At 41.2% G+C, this 16,004-nt stretch carries 8 protein-coding genes; all 8 read left to right on the top strand.

Annotation, left to right across the window (positions count from 1 at the left end; genetic code table 11):
* The first annotated feature begins 5 nt into the window (after positions 1–5).
* The 8 genes from IQ264_RS33665 (at position 6) to IQ264_RS08335 (ending at position 15,997) form a co-directional block, all read left to right on the top strand.
* Complete coding sequence (locus IQ264_RS33665; protein ID WP_193980302.1) at positions 6–2,468, top strand: substrate-binding domain-containing protein; 2,463 nt, start codon at positions 6–8, stop codon at positions 2,466–2,468.
* Positions 2,465–2,623, top strand: a complete 159-nt coding sequence (locus tag IQ264_RS08365; RefSeq protein ID WP_193980301.1) for a hypothetical protein — start codon at positions 2,465–2,467, stop codon at positions 2,621–2,623. Before IQ264_RS33665 ends, IQ264_RS08365 begins: the two co-directional genes overlap by 4 nt.
* Positions 2,623–3,135 carry a phage tail protein gene (locus IQ264_RS08360; RefSeq protein ID WP_193980300.1) on the top strand — a complete coding sequence of 171 codons (513 nt, stop codon included), beginning with the start codon at positions 2,623–2,625 and terminating at the stop codon, positions 3,133–3,135. The genes IQ264_RS08365 and IQ264_RS08360 overlap by 1 nt, the downstream gene beginning before the upstream one ends.
* 32 nt (positions 3,136–3,167) lie before the next feature.
* Positions 3,168–7,607: a hypothetical protein gene (locus IQ264_RS08355; RefSeq protein WP_193980299.1), complete on the top strand. Its 4,440-nt coding sequence runs from the start codon at positions 3,168–3,170 to the stop codon at positions 7,605–7,607.
* A 27-nt stretch (positions 7,608–7,634) separates the two neighbouring features.
* On the top strand, positions 7,635–8,222 hold the full coding sequence (locus IQ264_RS08350; RefSeq protein ID WP_193980298.1) for a hypothetical protein: 588 nt from the start codon (positions 7,635–7,637) through the stop codon (positions 8,220–8,222).
* 109 nt (positions 8,223–8,331) lie between these two features.
* Entirely contained in the window at positions 8,332–10,059 is a 1,728-nt protein-coding gene (locus tag IQ264_RS08345; RefSeq protein ID WP_193980297.1) for a VgrG-related protein, read from the top strand.
* A gap of 18 nt (positions 10,060–10,077) precedes the next feature.
* The gene (locus IQ264_RS08340) at positions 10,078–10,575 is read left to right on the top strand and encodes a PAAR domain-containing protein (protein WP_193980296.1); all 498 of its coding nucleotides are present in this window, start codon (positions 10,078–10,080) and stop codon (positions 10,573–10,575) included.
* A 43-nt stretch (positions 10,576–10,618) separates the two neighbouring features.
* Positions 10,619–15,997 carry an eCIS core domain-containing protein gene (locus IQ264_RS08335; RefSeq protein ID WP_228061371.1) on the top strand — a complete coding sequence of 1,793 codons (5,379 nt, stop codon included), beginning with the start codon at positions 10,619–10,621 and terminating at the stop codon, positions 15,995–15,997.
* Positions 15,998–16,004 lie beyond the last annotated feature (7 nt).

The raw sequence follows: 16,004 nt of genomic DNA, 5'->3' as shown, positions 1-16,004 counted from the left end.
TAAGGGTGAAGCTCACCGATTTAATTAATTCTGTTGGAATCCGCGTCCGGGAGGTGACAACATTCATTCGTTACCCTGTGGAAAATGCCTCTCGAATGGCTATGCGCCGTTTCCAAAATATTTATGAAAACATAGAAATAGGTCAGAATAAAAGAGGTCAAGATAAAGACAAAGATATTTCAGTACCAACAATTAATGCCAGACAGGTAGAGAGTTCAGTAACAGTTATCGAACCAAAAGAGACAGCAAATGCTATGAAAATAGCTATTGCAGAAAGATTGGCTAAAAGACAGCCTTATCGTGGAGATATTGTCCCAATTTTGCCAAAGAATCAAGAGATTCGTGGTGGTCGGAGAGGAAGATATCGAATTGATGATTTAGTTAAAGACAGCGAAAGAGTACGTTTATATAATGGAGTGCAAGTTGTTAATAATAAACCAGTTATTATAAAAGAATATTTATTATCCGATCGCGAATTTAATAAAAAAGAAGCTAAGGAACGTAAGGAAAAGTTCGATCGGCTTGCTAGGATAAACTTAAAAAATGGAGGCGGACAGGATTTTCGCTTGATTAGTCCTTGGGATGCGGTAGCTTCAACTAATGAAAGAAGTTGCTATTTAATTCTCGATCGAACTATTAATAATAGCACAATACTCAGAGAGTATTTGGCTAATAATGGCCCCATGTCTGGCAAACAAGTGCGGCAAGTTCTCTATCAAATCCTGCAAACTCTCTGGTTTCTTCATAGCCAAAGATTGCGGTTTTCTGCGGATGAAATACAGCAAGGTTTACCTCATGGTAATTTGAGTTTGGACAGTTTGCTGATTGTAACCAATAATCAAAATACGATCGATGAACCACAATTTTTCATTTATGTATCGGATTTAGCTTTGTGGGAAGACCTATTTAAACCACCTAATACTAAAATCCCTACTCATTCACCGGAGAAAGATTTACAAGATTTAGGATATGTCTGTTTTTATCTGCTGTCAGGGGGAACTGTCGATCGAATTTTTGGACAACCTCTCGATCCTACAATTGAGCAACATTGGCTTCCGATTAAAGATGCACCACTTAAAAAATTTATTCATCGCCTTTTAGGGATAGATAAGCGATTTGCCAGTGCTTATGACGCTCGTCAAGCACTTTTAGAATTACCATTAAAGGAACAAATTGAAGAACAAACTTCTGTTGTATTAATAGAAAATTCTGACAAAGAAGAACACGAAAATTGGCGAGTTGTAAAAACCCTATTGATGGCTCTGGTATTAGCAATATTGGCAGGGGTTTTAGGAAGAATTATTTGGCTAACTTTGCGTAATGCAGATGAAATTCCCTTACCAATTATTGGTTCTCCTTCTCATCCCTGCTGTTTTGCCAAAGTGGATAAAGTTCCGAGTGGAGAGACTAAATACGTTACAGAAGCTGACGGAACATGGGATTATATCCTGAACAATTCCAGCTTAAGTTCTTATACAAAAACTTTGGTCGAAGAAATCAAAAATCGTGAAGCGAGATTACAAAATTATACACTTAATAATTCATCTGGGGATTTAATAGAGGAAGTGCGATCGGGGAAAGCAGACTTTGCACTGACTACTTATGTTGACAATTTACCTAGTGACTTGCAACAGCAGGTAGTTGCTTATGACGGATTAGTAGTATTTGTAGCTTTTAGTAACAACAAAAGAAAAGAAAATATTCCTAATGCTTTAGATGGTCGAATTACCTTAGATCAATTACGCGAATTATACACAAAAGGGGAAATTTCTAACTGGTCTTTACCCGAAGGATTTAATAATATTAAACTTTATTTACCTCCTGATAATCCTCTGGCAATACAACTTTTTGAGAAGTTAGTATTCAAAGATAAACCACCGCAAGAATTGGAGCAACTAAAACAAAAAAACAAAAAAGAAGAATTAGAAAATAAACAACGTCTACTAGCGGAAAAAAGAGTAGAAATCGACAAAAAACGCTATGCTATAGGCTATAGAAAATGGAGTCAAGCAATTTCGGACTTAACCAAAAAGATTAATGACCGAAAAAATGATGAAACTTATACTTTGGAGCAGATTTTAAATGATTTTGAAAATAAAAAGACAGTGGGAATTGGTTTTGGTCTTCTTAGCAGAATTTTTGGTCAATGTTCAGTTTATCCTTTAGCAGTGGGAGAAAAAAACCAAGAAATTCAGCCTTTAGTCCGACAGATGCAAAATGATGTCAAACCTATAGAACCAACAACAGATTTGTGTAATGATAAAGGAAGCTATTGGCCTAACGTTAAAGCTTTCGAGTCAGGAAGTTATCCTTTAATGTATAAGTTAGTAGTAGTCTACCCCAAAAACAAAAATCGTTCCCAAGCTGGGAAAAAATTTGCTGAGTTACTAAAAACCGAAGAAGGTCAACGTTTGTTACTGGAAGCTGGATTAGTGCCATTGGAAAGTTATTTAATAGATAAAAGATGAATAAAAATGAAAAGCCAGAAATTTCCCAGTTAGTCGAGAAAATTACGCTCGATCCGATATTATTGAGGAGATTGAGCAACCGAGTTTATGAATTAATGTTAGAAGATTTACGCAATCAACGCGATCGCTCTTGCAACTACAAGGGGTTACTTTAATGTCGAAAAATGGTGTCATCACTCACGAACTCAATTACGTAACAGCAAATCGCTTTTACGTAGAAATGGAAAGTAGTATTACCGCATCTTTCAGTGAGTGTTCAGGTTTGGGGGTGAAAATTAAACGCGAAGCTTATTTTGAAGGCGGAGTTAACGACCAACAAAGAATAATATTAGGTCAAGCTGAGTATACAGATGTCACCCTAAAACGTGGTCTAACTGACGATTTCGTATTTTGGGATTGGGTAACAAACATCTTGAGTGGGCCTAAAAAAGAACGGCGAAATGTGAATATTTTACTGTTTAATCAAGCAGGGGAAACCATGCAATGCTGGACTCTACTTGGTGCTGTTCCCGTTGGTTGGAAAGCGCCAGCATTACAAGCAAATTCCAACACAGTTGCTATTGAAGAATTAACTCTAGCTTATGAAGGATTAAAAATCGCTAAATCCCAAGGTGGTGGTGCTACTACACTTAACTCAGGTCGCCATGCTTCAGGATTTTTCCTCTAACTATCAGGTAAAGCTATTGGAGGAAATAATTCATGTCTTTAAAGCCTCTTGGTTTGCCAAATCCTTTACTTGTACCTAGTTCTTTAGGAGGAAGTTTTCAACCGTTACAATCGTTGCGTCCTTTGGGTCAATCTGTAACTTCAGTGGCACAGAATTTAACGCCACTAAGTCAGTTTCTCCAATTCTCATTGCAAGAAACTGCTTATATTGGTGAACAAAGGGATATGGGAAATTGGGGAGGGGAAATTTTTTCTAATTTAACCAATGATTTTTTTGATAATCAATTTTCAACTCCGGTTACTGAATTTGCTACTAAATCAAACTTATCAGAATCATCACAGGAAAATTTTCAACAACCAATTATTAGACGATCGGAAAATAGCGAAAATAAACAATCAAATTCTGTTTTGCTAACAGCTTCTTTAGACAGTCAAACAAGTCAAACAGAAAATATAGCCAGTCTCAAACCTTTAGGATTATCAAAACCTTTAATTCAAGAGTCAGACTTTCTGATTTCTCGATCTGTAGCTGAATCATTAAACAAACCGCAGATAAGTGGTAAGGAAACATTTAATTCAGATGTAGTGAAAGCAGATTGGCAAGAATTAAATGTGGGTGATGGTGCGGCTATGGACGTACCCTTATCCACTTTACCATCAAATCCCCCGGTTATTCAGTCTAATGTAGAGACAGAAATTCCTGCTACAACCATTCAAAATACAAGAATACCATCAATAGAATCCTCATCAGAAATCAATCTCAGTTTAGAAACAACAACCGATGTCACCCCATCCACTGTCGAAAATTTGACTCTACAATCAGAAAGATTGGCAGAAAATCAACCAGACATCGCTGTTTCATCGCCAACAACTAACGATGTAATTAACGGCGATCGCATTTCCCCAAGTTTAGAACCCACCACCGATGCCGAAAATATTACACCACAATCAGAAAGATTGGCAGAAAATCAACAAAACATCGCTTTTTCATCGCCAACAACCAACGATGTAATTAATCGCGATGCCACTTCTCCATCAAATCTGGTTTCCCCAAGTTTAGAACCCACCACCCATGCCGAAAATACTACACCACAATCAGAAGGATTGGCAGAAAATCAACAAAACATTGCTGCTTCATCACCAACAACTAATGATGCAATTAACGGCGATCGTATTTCCCCAAGTTTAGACACCACCGATGCTGAAAATATTACGCCACAATCAGAAGGGTTAGCAGAAAATCAACCAGACATCACTGTTTCATCGCCAACAACCAACGATGTAATTAACGGCGATCGTATTTCTCCAAGTTTAGACACCACCGATGCCAAAAATATTACGCCACAATCAGAAGGGTTAGCAGAAAATCAACCAGACATCACTGTTTCATCGCCAACAACCAACGATGCAATTAACGGCGATCGCATTTCCCCAAGTTTAGAACCCACCACCGATGCCGAAAATATTACACCACAATCAGAAAGATTGGCAGAAAATCAACAAAACATCGCTTTTTCATCACCAACAACCAACGATGTAATTAATCGCGATGCCACTTCTCCATCAAATCTGGTTTCCCCAAGTTTAGAACCTACCACCGATGCTGAAAATATTACGCCACAATCAGAAGGATTTGAAGAAAATCAACCAGACATTGCTGTTTCATCGCAAACAAACAACGATGTAATTAACGGCGATCGTATTTCTCCAAGTTTAGACACCACCGATGCCAAAAATATTACGCCACAATCAGAAAGATTGGCAGAAAATCAACAAAACATCGCTTTTTCATCACCAACAACCAACGATGTAATTAATCGCGATGCCACTTCTCCATCAAATCTGGTTTCCCCAAGTTTAGAACCCACCACCCATGCCGAAAATACTACACCACAATCAGAAGGATTGGCAGAAAATCAACCAGACATCACTGCTTCATCACCAACAACTAATGATGCAATTAACGGCGATCGTATTTCCCCAAGTTTAGACACCACCGATGTTGAATATCTGACTCTACAATCAGAAGGATTGGCAGAAAATCAACAAAACATCGCTTTTTCATCGCCAACAATTAACGACACAATTAACGGCGATCGCATTTCTCCAAGTTTAGACACCACCACCGATATCACCCCATCTATTGCGGAAAATATTACGCCACAATCAGAAGGATTAGTAGAAAATCAACCAGACATCACTGTTTCATCACCAACAACTAACGACACAATTAACGGTGATGCCACTTCCCCATCAAATCTAATTTTCCCAAATTTAGACACCTCCACTGAAACGCCACAATCAGAAGGATTTGGAGAAAGTCAACCAGACATTGCTGTTTCATCACCAACAAGTAACGATGCAATTAACGGCGATCGTATTTCCCCAAGTTTAGAAACCACCGATGCCGAAAATCTGACTCTACAATCAGAAGGATTGGCAGAAAATCAACAAAACATCGCTTTTTCATCGCCAACAACCAACGATGTAATTAATCGCGATGCCACTTCTCCATCAAATCTGGTTTCCCCAAGTTTAGAACCCACCACCCATGCCGAAAATACTACACCACAATCAGAAAGATTGGCAGAAAATCAACAAAACATCGCTTTTTCATCGCCAACAAACAACGATGTAATTAACGGCGATCGCATTTCCCCAAGTTTAGACACCACCATTGATGCCAACAATATTACGCCGCAATCAGAACAATTAGCAGAAAATCAACAAAACATCGCTGTTTCATCGCCAACAATTAACGACACAATTAACGGCGATCGCATTTCCCCAAGTTTAGACACCATTATTGATGCCGAAAATATTACACCACAATCAGAAGGATTGGCAGAAAATCAACAAAACATCGCTGTTTCATCGCCAACAATTAACGACACAATTAATAGTGATGTTACCTCTTCATCCCATCTAATTTCCCCAAAATTAGACATTACTACCAATAGCAAAAATCAGACTCTACAATCAGAAGAATTGGCACAAAATCAATCAAACATCACTGCTTTATTACCAACAACCAACAACGTAATTAACAGTGATGGCACTTCCCCACACCATCGGATTTCCCCAAGTTTAGAAATTACTACTGATGTTGAAAATAACAACGCAATTAACAGTGATGCCATTTCCCGACCCCATCTAATTTCCCCAAGTTTAGAAATCACTACTGATGCCGAAAATGTAACTCCACAATCAGAAACAGAGAGAGACAATCAATCAAATATTGCTGCTTCATCACCTACAACCAACGACGCAATTAACACTGATGCCATCTCCCCAAGTTTAAACACCACCAATGTCACCCCATCAACTAAAGAAACCTCTGCTTTAAATAAAACAGACTTTTTTGCACCATCTCAAACAACTACATTATCAAATCCATCAGAACCAATTCTTGCATCATCTCAAGAAAACATAATTCAACCATACCTAGAGGGTCAAAGTTTAAAATCTCTCCCACCTCTGGGTTTATCCAAACCTTTAATTCAACAATCTGACTTTCTAACTTCAGGATTAATCACAGATTTTATAAATACATCTGCCACTTCCCAAGAAACACCAACATCATCTAGTAATTCTCCTGTAAAAATCTCAAAATTTTCCGAAGAAAACATACCTAATATCTCCCGTCCAACAGAAACAAAATCGCCAGAAATCAATTCCCAAACTGCTAATAATATACCAAATTCATGGTCAAGTATTTCCGAATTACTCGGTGAAAATCCCACCGAAACTACAGAAAATTCTCTTCCTCTCAATCCTTTAGGTTTTTCTAAACTTCTCAGCAATCAAAATAATTTTATATTGCCAAAATTAGCTTTAACTCCCGAAGTAGACGAGACAGTTAATAATAATCAACAAACTTCGCAAACCATGAATTATAATCCTGCTAAGGATGTACCAGATTCATGGTCAAATATATCCGAATTGTTAGGCCAAAATTCTCCAAGAATACCAGATATAAACGAGCAATTTACACTAGAATCTCCGCAGTCATATTATACTCTTTCCTCACCCAGTATCGCTAACTCTGATTCTTCTGCCACTTTCGAGCTTTCTACATTAGGAAATAGTCAAGAAACTCAGCAACAGCTAACAGTAAATATCTATAGCAAAGCTTCCTCTATCTCTGATGAACAATTAGAAATGCTGGCTCAAAAAGTTTATACTTTATTGCGACAAAGGCTAGAAATCGAACAAGAGCGTCTGGGTAAAAGTTGCGTAGGCTATCCCATTTGGTTAGGCAATATCACCTCATCATCTGGAACTTCTGCTAAAGTCAAATTAGCTGAAAAATCAACTCCGCGATCGCGCACAGCAGATGAAACTGGCGAAGTTTCCGCAGTTGATAATAAGTTGCAAATCCTTACCAGAGAAGTCTATTATTTAATTCGACAGCGGTTAGAGATAGAACGAGAGCGTCAAGGACGCTATTATGCAGGACGATTAAACAGGTAAAAGTTACACAATGATTTAGGAGAATGTATGTTACCAAGCAAAACTACGCCAATATCAGATAAATCCGGGAATCTCGTCAAAGCAACACTGATTTCAAATGATGGTGTACCTGCGATCGAATTTATGTTTAACCCCACCGAATTAGTATTTGAGGGCGTAGTTGAAACAGCCGAAAGCCCTGGGGCACGTACTCAAGAAAAAGGACAACCTAAAGTGAGTTTTTCTCATGTAAAAGCTTACAAAGTTACAATTAATAAAATTTTGTTTGATACTTACGAATCAGGAGAAGATGTTGTTCAAAGATACATTAATAGATTCAGAACAGCAGTTGAGTTTGTCCAAGGCAAAGAACGTCCGCCCATTTATCAATTTATGTGGGGTAAACGAGTTTACTTGCGGCGTTGTTTTGTGGAAAAACTTAACTATAAATTAACCATGTTTTTGCCTGATGGAACTCCAGTACGTGCTGTGATCGACAGCCTGACTCTTAAAGAAGCTGACGAACCAAAAGAAAATGCACCACTGGGCGCTCAACCTCCAGCACAAGTCGATCGCCAAAAATATAGTATGAGCAACGTGGTATCCAAGTTCCGTACTAAATCGAGCGGCAAATAGATAGGATGAGCGATCGCAAATCTTCAAAGATAAACAATTCCCAACTTTTATTACCCTAATTAACTAAATAGAGAAGTGCTAAGTTTCCAAGATCCCACGAGGTACTCTTATGACTGGAGTTCATTATCGCGCCCTACCGGAATTAGAAATAGATGGTAAAAAAGCCTCTCTTAGCTTGATGGAAGATATCCTGGAAATATATGTAGAAGAAAGTATACATCAGCCAGCAATGTTCATTTTGGCAGTTCAAAATGATTACTTTCCAGGTAGAACCCAAGATCAAAAATGGCGCTACCAAGATATATTACAAATTGGCAAACCCGTTAAAATTGGTTTTACTTCCAGTACCACCGAATCCAAAGACTATAACAAAGAAAACGATAATAATATTATAGAAGCCGAAATCACAGGAATTGAAACCTTTTTTAGTGAAAAATCTCAAGCTCCAGTAATAATCAAAGGTTATGATGTTAGTCACCGCCTACATCGAGGGCACTATAATCGTTCTTTTCAAAACATGACAGATAGCGACATCGTGAAAAAAATCATTCAAGAAGTAGGCATAAAGCCAGGGGCAATTGATGCTAGTGGTGTCGCCCATGACTACGTTTTTCAAGAAAACCAAACCAACATGGAATTCCTGCGGCAACGAGCCGCTAGAATAGGTTTTGAACTATTCGTAAAAGATAATCAATTAAACTTTCGTAAACCAAAAGCGGACGCAGATAAAATCACTTTAAAATGGTTGACAGATCTGCATAGTTTCCGAATTCGAGTCAGCAGTTCCGAACAAGTTAAATCCGTTGAAGTTCGAGCCTGGGATTACAGTCAAAAAAGAGCAGTTGTATCCACCAAAAACCAAGAACAGATAATTACTAAAACTCAAAACGGCAAAGGCAGCGATACCAGCAATAAATTTAAAGGACAACCGCCCACACCCAAAATGATTTTAGTAGATCAACCCCTCTTTAATGCTGAAGAAGCTGATACTATGGCACAAGCTTTATGTGATGAATTAGGAGGACAATTTATCTACGCTGATGCTAAAGCAGAAGGAAATACTCAAATTAGACCAGGGCGTGTAGTTCAATTAGAAGATATGGGACAGCACAGTGGCGAATACTACGTCACTGAAACTCGTCACTCTTACCAAGAAAGAGTTTACACCACAGAATTCTGCGTGCGCGGTTTGCGGGGGGGCAATCTTTTAACCGCACTCTCTCCCCAATCTCACTTGCAGCCAGGGCAAACTTTATTAGTAGGAATTGTCACTGATAATAAAGACCCAAAAGGTTGGGGGCGAGTTAAAGTTAAGTTTCCTACACTCACAGAAGAACACGCTAGTAATTGGGCGAGAGTAGTAGCAATTGGCACTGGAAATCAGCGAGGATTTGATTGTTTACCAGAAATAAATGATGAAGTATTAGTAGCATTTGAACATGGCGATATTCATCGCCCTTATGTCATTGGTGCAGTTTGGAATGGCAAAGACGCACCACCAAATTCGGTAGAAGATAACGTTCAAGATGGCAAGGTGCGATTGCGAACATTTCAAACCCGCACCGGACATAAAATGCAGTTTGTGGAAGAAGATAAAGGTAGTAGTAAAGCAGGAGCTTATATTGAAACAAAAGGCGGTCACAAATTACGTATTAATGATAGCGAAAGATTTGTAGAAATTGAGACATCAGGAGGTCATAGATTACGATTGAATGACAGTGATGGTAGTATTACAATGAATTCTACTGGCAGTATAAGAATAGAAGCTCAAACTAATATTGATATCACGGCTAATGGTATTATTAATGTTAGAGGTAGCATAATTAAACTTAACTAAAACTCAGGAATATTTCTTATGGGTAAACCCGCCGCTAGAATTACCGATCGTGTCGCCCATCCTCTACCGCCCGTCTTGACTGGAGGACCAGGTAGTCCTACCGTACTAATAGGCGGTTTACCAGCTTGGCGAGGCATACCAGCAGCGGGAGCAGCAGTCATCCAACCAGCAAAAAAAGTCAGTGACGCAGCTATTACCACAGCAGAAGCAGCTACAGCCGCAGCCGCAGGTACACCTGGACTGCCAGCAGTAAAAGCCACTGAAGAAACCACAAAGACTACAGCGGCAGCCAGTATGAGCAGTACGATTACTAGTACTGCTGGTGGGGCAGACATTCATAATTGTGCTACACCTTTGCCTTTACCACCACACGGCCCAGGTGTTGTCATAGATGGTAGCATTACGGTGTTAATTAACGGGCTTCCTGCTTGTCGAATGGGAGATACTATTGTGGAAGCACTTGGCCCTCCAAATAAAATTGTGATGGGTTGTTCTACTGTACTGATTGGCGGGTAAAAAGTCTTCTTAATACTAGGGAAAGCGCCAGAGGAATTAGGCAATGAGCGACAGACTACAAGTTCAGAAAAACTCATCTGCGCCATCCCAAATGGCAGCATCACCCCAATTTCAGGAACGACCTTTTACTGATGAGAGATATCAAACTGTTGCTAGTGCTGGAACTATTACAGCAGACTCGCCACCACAACCAAACATTGCCCGTGCTAGTTTTAATTTGCTGAATATGCCAATATTTGCTCCTTCATCAGGGGCAAATATGCAGCAAGAAAATATTCAGCGTCAGGAGGAAGAAAAACAAGGAAACTTTCAATTAAACGAACAATCAAATAACGCTACTTCAGTCGAAGAAGAGAAAGATGAAAATCAAGATGTTCAGTTAAAAGAAGAATTAGATAACACTGCTTCAGTTGCACAAGAGAAAGATGAAAACCAAGATGTTCAGTTAAAAGAAGAAGAATCAAATAATGCTTCCTATGTTGAAATTCCACAAGAAAACATTGAGTTAAAGTCAATTCAAACTAAACTTACTGTTGGTAAACCTGGGGATAAATACGAACAGGAAGCTGAGAGTATGGCGGCGAAAGTGATGACTATGCCAGACTCAGCCGTTGAAGAAGCAATTCAACGTCAAACTGATGACGAAAAAAAAGAAATCCAAACTTCACCTTTGGCTAACTTTATCACGCCACTGGTGCAGCGATCGCCTGAACGAAGAAGTAACCGAAAAGCAACCCGAACAAGTACTTTAAACAGCACATCGGGTACGATTGACCCTCTATCAAGAACTCGGAGATCTACAAAGCGCACAAGAGAATTAAACGAATTAGCAGTACAACCGCCAAGAAGAAACCTGAAACAGCAACCATATAAGCAAGATATCAATGGGCAAGAGTTGTGGAATGGAAACGATCGCCTCCCTTGGGGAAATGATTTTGAGGAGAACTATTGGCAGAATGTTCCTCACCAATTGAATCCACAACGTAATAACCGCAAGGAATATGAATGTATAGTCGGAGCTAACAAGAAAACAAAGTATTTGCCCCGAAGCGGAGATGCACAGCCAGGTGAAGACGTAGCAACTATTGGTCACCAAACTCAGTGGCGATCTCACATACTTAATAATGCTGATTGGGGTACTTTCACAGTCGAAAACGACGGTACACAGATATCGGCTATCAGTAAGAACGAGGCAGAAACATGGTATAGAGATTTAAAGAATTTACAACCAGAGGGACAAAGCTATAACTCTCAAAAAGCCAGACCCTACACGAGTGATCCGTTGCACCAGGAATATGAAGAATCAAATAATTCTCCCTCAGCGGAAACACCACAAGAAGACATTAACTTAAAGCCAATTCAAACTAAAGTTACTGTTGGTAAACCTGGGGATAAATACGAACAGGAAGCTGATAGTATGGCGGCGAAAGTGATGGCTATGCCAGACTCAGCGATTCAGCGACAAACGGATGAATTAAAAGAGGAAGATCGGCCTTCTTTGCTAAGTAATTCTATTTCTCGATTGGTGCAGCGTCAAACAGCAGAAGATTCTGAAGAATTACAGATGAAACTGGGGCTACAAAGAGCCGCAAATAACACTTGCCAAGCTTCCCCTAGCATAGAAAACAACCTCGCTAATAGCAAAGATGGGGGAAGTCCGTTACCGGAAGAAGTGCGATCGTTCATGGAACCACGCTTTGGTGCTGATTTTAGCTCAGTAAGAGTGCATACCGACTCCAGTGCTGTCCAAATGAACAAGGATTTGGGGGCACAAGCATTTGCTCATGGTAGCGACATTTACTACGGGGCGGGGAAATTACCTGGTAAAGATGAGTTGACAGCCCATGAGTTGACGCATACCGTACAGCAGGGTGGCGCAGTTCGGACTAAATCTGTTACAGAGCAAGAAAAGAAGGAAAACAAGCTGCAAGCGAAAGCAGATACTATCCAGTTGACAGCTTTGGAACCAAAAATTCAGAGGAAGGAAAACCCGCAAGCACAGCCAGCAGCAGTTAAAGTGGCAACGCCTGCACCCCAAATTCCCGCAGCTTCACCAAAAGCAGAGTCAGCACCGGGAGGTAGCCAAACTAAAACCATTGAGAAGCCAGCAGCAGGCGGCGATGCAGGAGGGCCAGCCGCACCCGATGGAGGTGGTGGGGGTAGTGCGGCTGGGGCATCATCTGGTGGTGCATCTGGGGGTGGCGGAAATTCACCCAAATCGGCTCAAAGTGACCCAGGCTTTCAGGCAGTAGTAAATAGCTCTAAGAGTGTCGCCACTCAGGAAAAAAATCATCCCCCAGCAGGGACAAAATCAGCCGAAGCGCAAGCAGCTGCCGTATCTCCCGCCAACGAGGTAGAAAGCAAAGCCCAAGACAAGCAGGTTCAGGAAATGAACCAGCAGCAACCTGGACAATTCAATGCTGGTGCTTTCAAAGCGGCGCTGATGGAAAAAATTGCTGCCTCTACTCCCCAAACTCTCGAAGAAGCAGATAAATTCAAAGACCAAAATAAACTCGACTCGGTGAAGGGTGACTTGTCCTCGCAAGTAGGAGAGGAGAAGAAGCAAGCTGCTGACCCCATCGAAGAGAAAACTAAGGAACAGCCAGATACTAGCGGTATAACACCTAAACCCGTTACTCCGCTACCACCAAAACAAGCAGGTAAAGCACCGTCTAATATCGGTGCTAATAAAGCTGCGCCTAAGCCCAAGTCGGAATCTGAAGTTTCCCTGCAACAGGGTAGTAAATCGATCGATAAGCAGATGACAGATGCCGACATTACCGAACCACAACTGGCGAAATCCAACGAACCGCAATTCCAGACAGCATTAGAAACTAAGAAAACAGCCCAGACTCACGCCAATACAGCACCAAACGCTTATCGCCAGCAAGAGCAAGGGATAGTTACTCAAGCGCAAGCGCAAGCGCAGACGACGGCGCAAACTCAATTGCAGGGAATGCACGGCGAGAAAGAGCAACTTTTAACTCAGGTCGTTGGACTTCAGGTTGATACTAAGGGACAAGACGAGCAAAAACGCTCCCAAGTTGCTAACCATATTCAAGGAATTTACAACAATACTAAACAGAGAGTTGAAACGGCACTCAGTCAACTGGATGGAGAAGTTAACCAACAGTTCGACTCCGGTGCTGCTGCTGCTAAGACGCAGTTTGAGAATTACGTTGACCAGCGGATGAAGCGTTACAAAGACGATCGCTACAGTGGTGTAATAGGCAAGGGCAAATGGGTGAAGGACAAACTGTTCGGTATGCCTAGTGAGGTAAACGCCTTCTACCAGGAAGGCAAGAATCAGTTCCTTGCCAACATGGGCCAAACGATCGACAAGATTGCCAACAATGTTGCCACCAAGCTGAATGCAGCTAAAGCCGAAATTGCCAAGGGTAGGCAGGAAATCCAGAAATACGTTGCTTCTTTAGACCCATCTCTACGGCAAGTCGGGCAAGAAGCAGCACAGAATATTCAAGGTAAGTTTGATGAGTTAGAGCAAAGCGTCGATAACAAGCAAAATGAGTTAATTGACTCGCTGGCGCAGAAGTACAACGAGAATCTGCAAGCGCTGGATAGCCGGATTAATGAAATGAAGGCAGCCAATCGCGGTCTAGTGGACAAAGCTATGGACGCGATGGGTGGGGTAATCAAAACCATCCTCGAAATGAAGAACCTGCTGATGGGCGTGTTGGCAAAAGCAGCGGGTGCAGTTGAAAAGATTATCCTCGACCCAATTGGTTTTCTGGGCAATCTCGTAAGCGGTCTGAAGCAAGGCTTCCAGAACTTTCAGTCGAATATTGGGGAGCATCTCCAAAAGGGGATGGTAGGCTGGCTGACGGGTACTTTGGCTGCAACGGGGCTGGAGATGCCGGATAGTTTTGATATGAAGGGCATCTTTAGCCTGGTGACACAGGTACTAGGAACCACTTATCAGGCTATCAGACCGCGAGCAGTGAAGGCGATCGGCAAGAACGGAGAGGAGTCTGTCAGCGCTTTAGAATCGAACTTCGAGATGTTTGTAATCTTGAAGAATGAAGGAGTGGGCGGTCTGTGGCAGTTTATACAGGATAAGATTGGCGATCTGAAGTCGATGGTGATTGATACCATCAAGAGTTTCGTCATCGAGACGGTGATTAAGCAGGGGATAATGTGGATTCTTAGCTTATTGAATCCGGCTAGTGCGTTCGTCAGGGCGTGCAAGGCAATTATTGACATCATCATGTTCTTTATTGAACGGGGAAGTCAGATTATCGAGTTAGTGAACGCCGTGATTGAGTCGGTGACGGCTATTGCCAACGGTGCAGTTGGTGGGGCGGCAAAGGCGATCGAGAATGCCATGTCTAAAGCGCTACCCGTAGTCATCGGCTTTATGGCGAGTTTGTTGGGCTTGGGCGGTATTACTGGCAAGATTCAAGACATTATTAAGAGGGTAAGACAGCCGATTGAAAAGGCGATCGATTGGGTGATTGCTCAAGCTGTCAAGTTTGCCAAGAAGATTGGCAATAAGCTTGGGCTTGGCAAGGATAGGAAAAGTAATAAAGACGACGGTAAATCTGATAAGCGCACCAAGGAGGAGAAGCAAGCTGACCTTGACAAAGCCATGACAGAAGCTCAGGCTTACCTGGATGGATTTAGCAGCAAAAAAGTCGATAAAAAGACAATTAAGCCAAACTTGGATCTTATAAAAAACACCTATAAGCTGAAGTCACTAGAGCCAGTAGAAAAAGGTAAATATTGGGGGATTCATGGTGAAGTTAATCCTAAAGATGACGAAATAACAAAGGCAGAGGTACCGGATGGAGAGGGTGGACATAATCCCATACCTCTCCTGAAAGCTCGTGCTTATACGCTGGAAGAACGGATAAATAAAGTACCAAATGAAAATTCCCAAAAATGGTCATTGTTAGCAGAATTACAGGATATTAAACAAAAACTTGATACGCTGGAAAGTCTATTAGGGAATGATCCTTCAGGGGATGATTTGGCTTCCTTGGAAAAAGATGTAAAAGAAGCCGAATCGAAATTAAAGCAACTTGAAACAAAAGTTCCAACACAGGAAGAGGATAAAAAGGCAGAATGGAGAACTCTTGTAGACAAAGCAACTCATATCCCACCAGCTCGATATTCTCGGGGTAAACATTGGACAGGTAATTCGGAAGATCAGCGCCGTAACAGCAGCGCAAATGGAGGTGCTGGTCAATTCCTATACTCAATGACAGCTGATGATGTTAAGCAGTTAGAGAGGGAAACGTTGCTTACAGGTGAAGTTACGGATAAGGGTGGTGGCACCTATCACGCATTTAAGACATTCAGTCAAAAAATCGGCTATACCAACGGAGTAGATTCCTACACTCTTCGGGCTGAGTTGACTGGCGCACAGAGTGGCGCACCAACTGTTCATTCTCATCCACGTTAGCAATGGG

The organism is [Phormidium] sp. LEGE 05292, assembly GCF_015207735.1.
GTDB lineage: Bacteria > Cyanobacteriota > Cyanobacteriia > Cyanobacteriales > Aerosakkonemataceae > Floridanema.
This window is presented reverse-complemented; position numbering and strand designations above follow the sequence as displayed.

Coding starts and splice junctions, on each gene's coding strand:
- IQ264_RS08365 (WP_193980301.1), top strand. CDS start 2,465: ATGAATAAAAATGAAAAGCCAGAAATTTCCCAGTTAGTCGAGAAAATT.
- IQ264_RS08335 (WP_228061371.1), top strand. CDS start 10,619: ATGAGCGACAGACTACAAGTTCAGAAAAACTCATCTGCGCCATCCCAA.
- IQ264_RS08345 (WP_193980297.1), top strand. CDS start 8,332: ATGACTGGAGTTCATTATCGCGCCCTACCGGAATTAGAAATAGATGGT.
- IQ264_RS08360 (WP_193980300.1), top strand. CDS start 2,623: ATGTCGAAAAATGGTGTCATCACTCACGAACTCAATTACGTAACAGCA.
- IQ264_RS08350 (WP_193980298.1), top strand. CDS start 7,635: ATGTTACCAAGCAAAACTACGCCAATATCAGATAAATCCGGGAATCTC.
- IQ264_RS08355 (WP_193980299.1), top strand. CDS start 3,168: ATGTCTTTAAAGCCTCTTGGTTTGCCAAATCCTTTACTTGTACCTAGT.
- IQ264_RS08340 (WP_193980296.1), top strand. CDS start 10,078: ATGGGTAAACCCGCCGCTAGAATTACCGATCGTGTCGCCCATCCTCTA.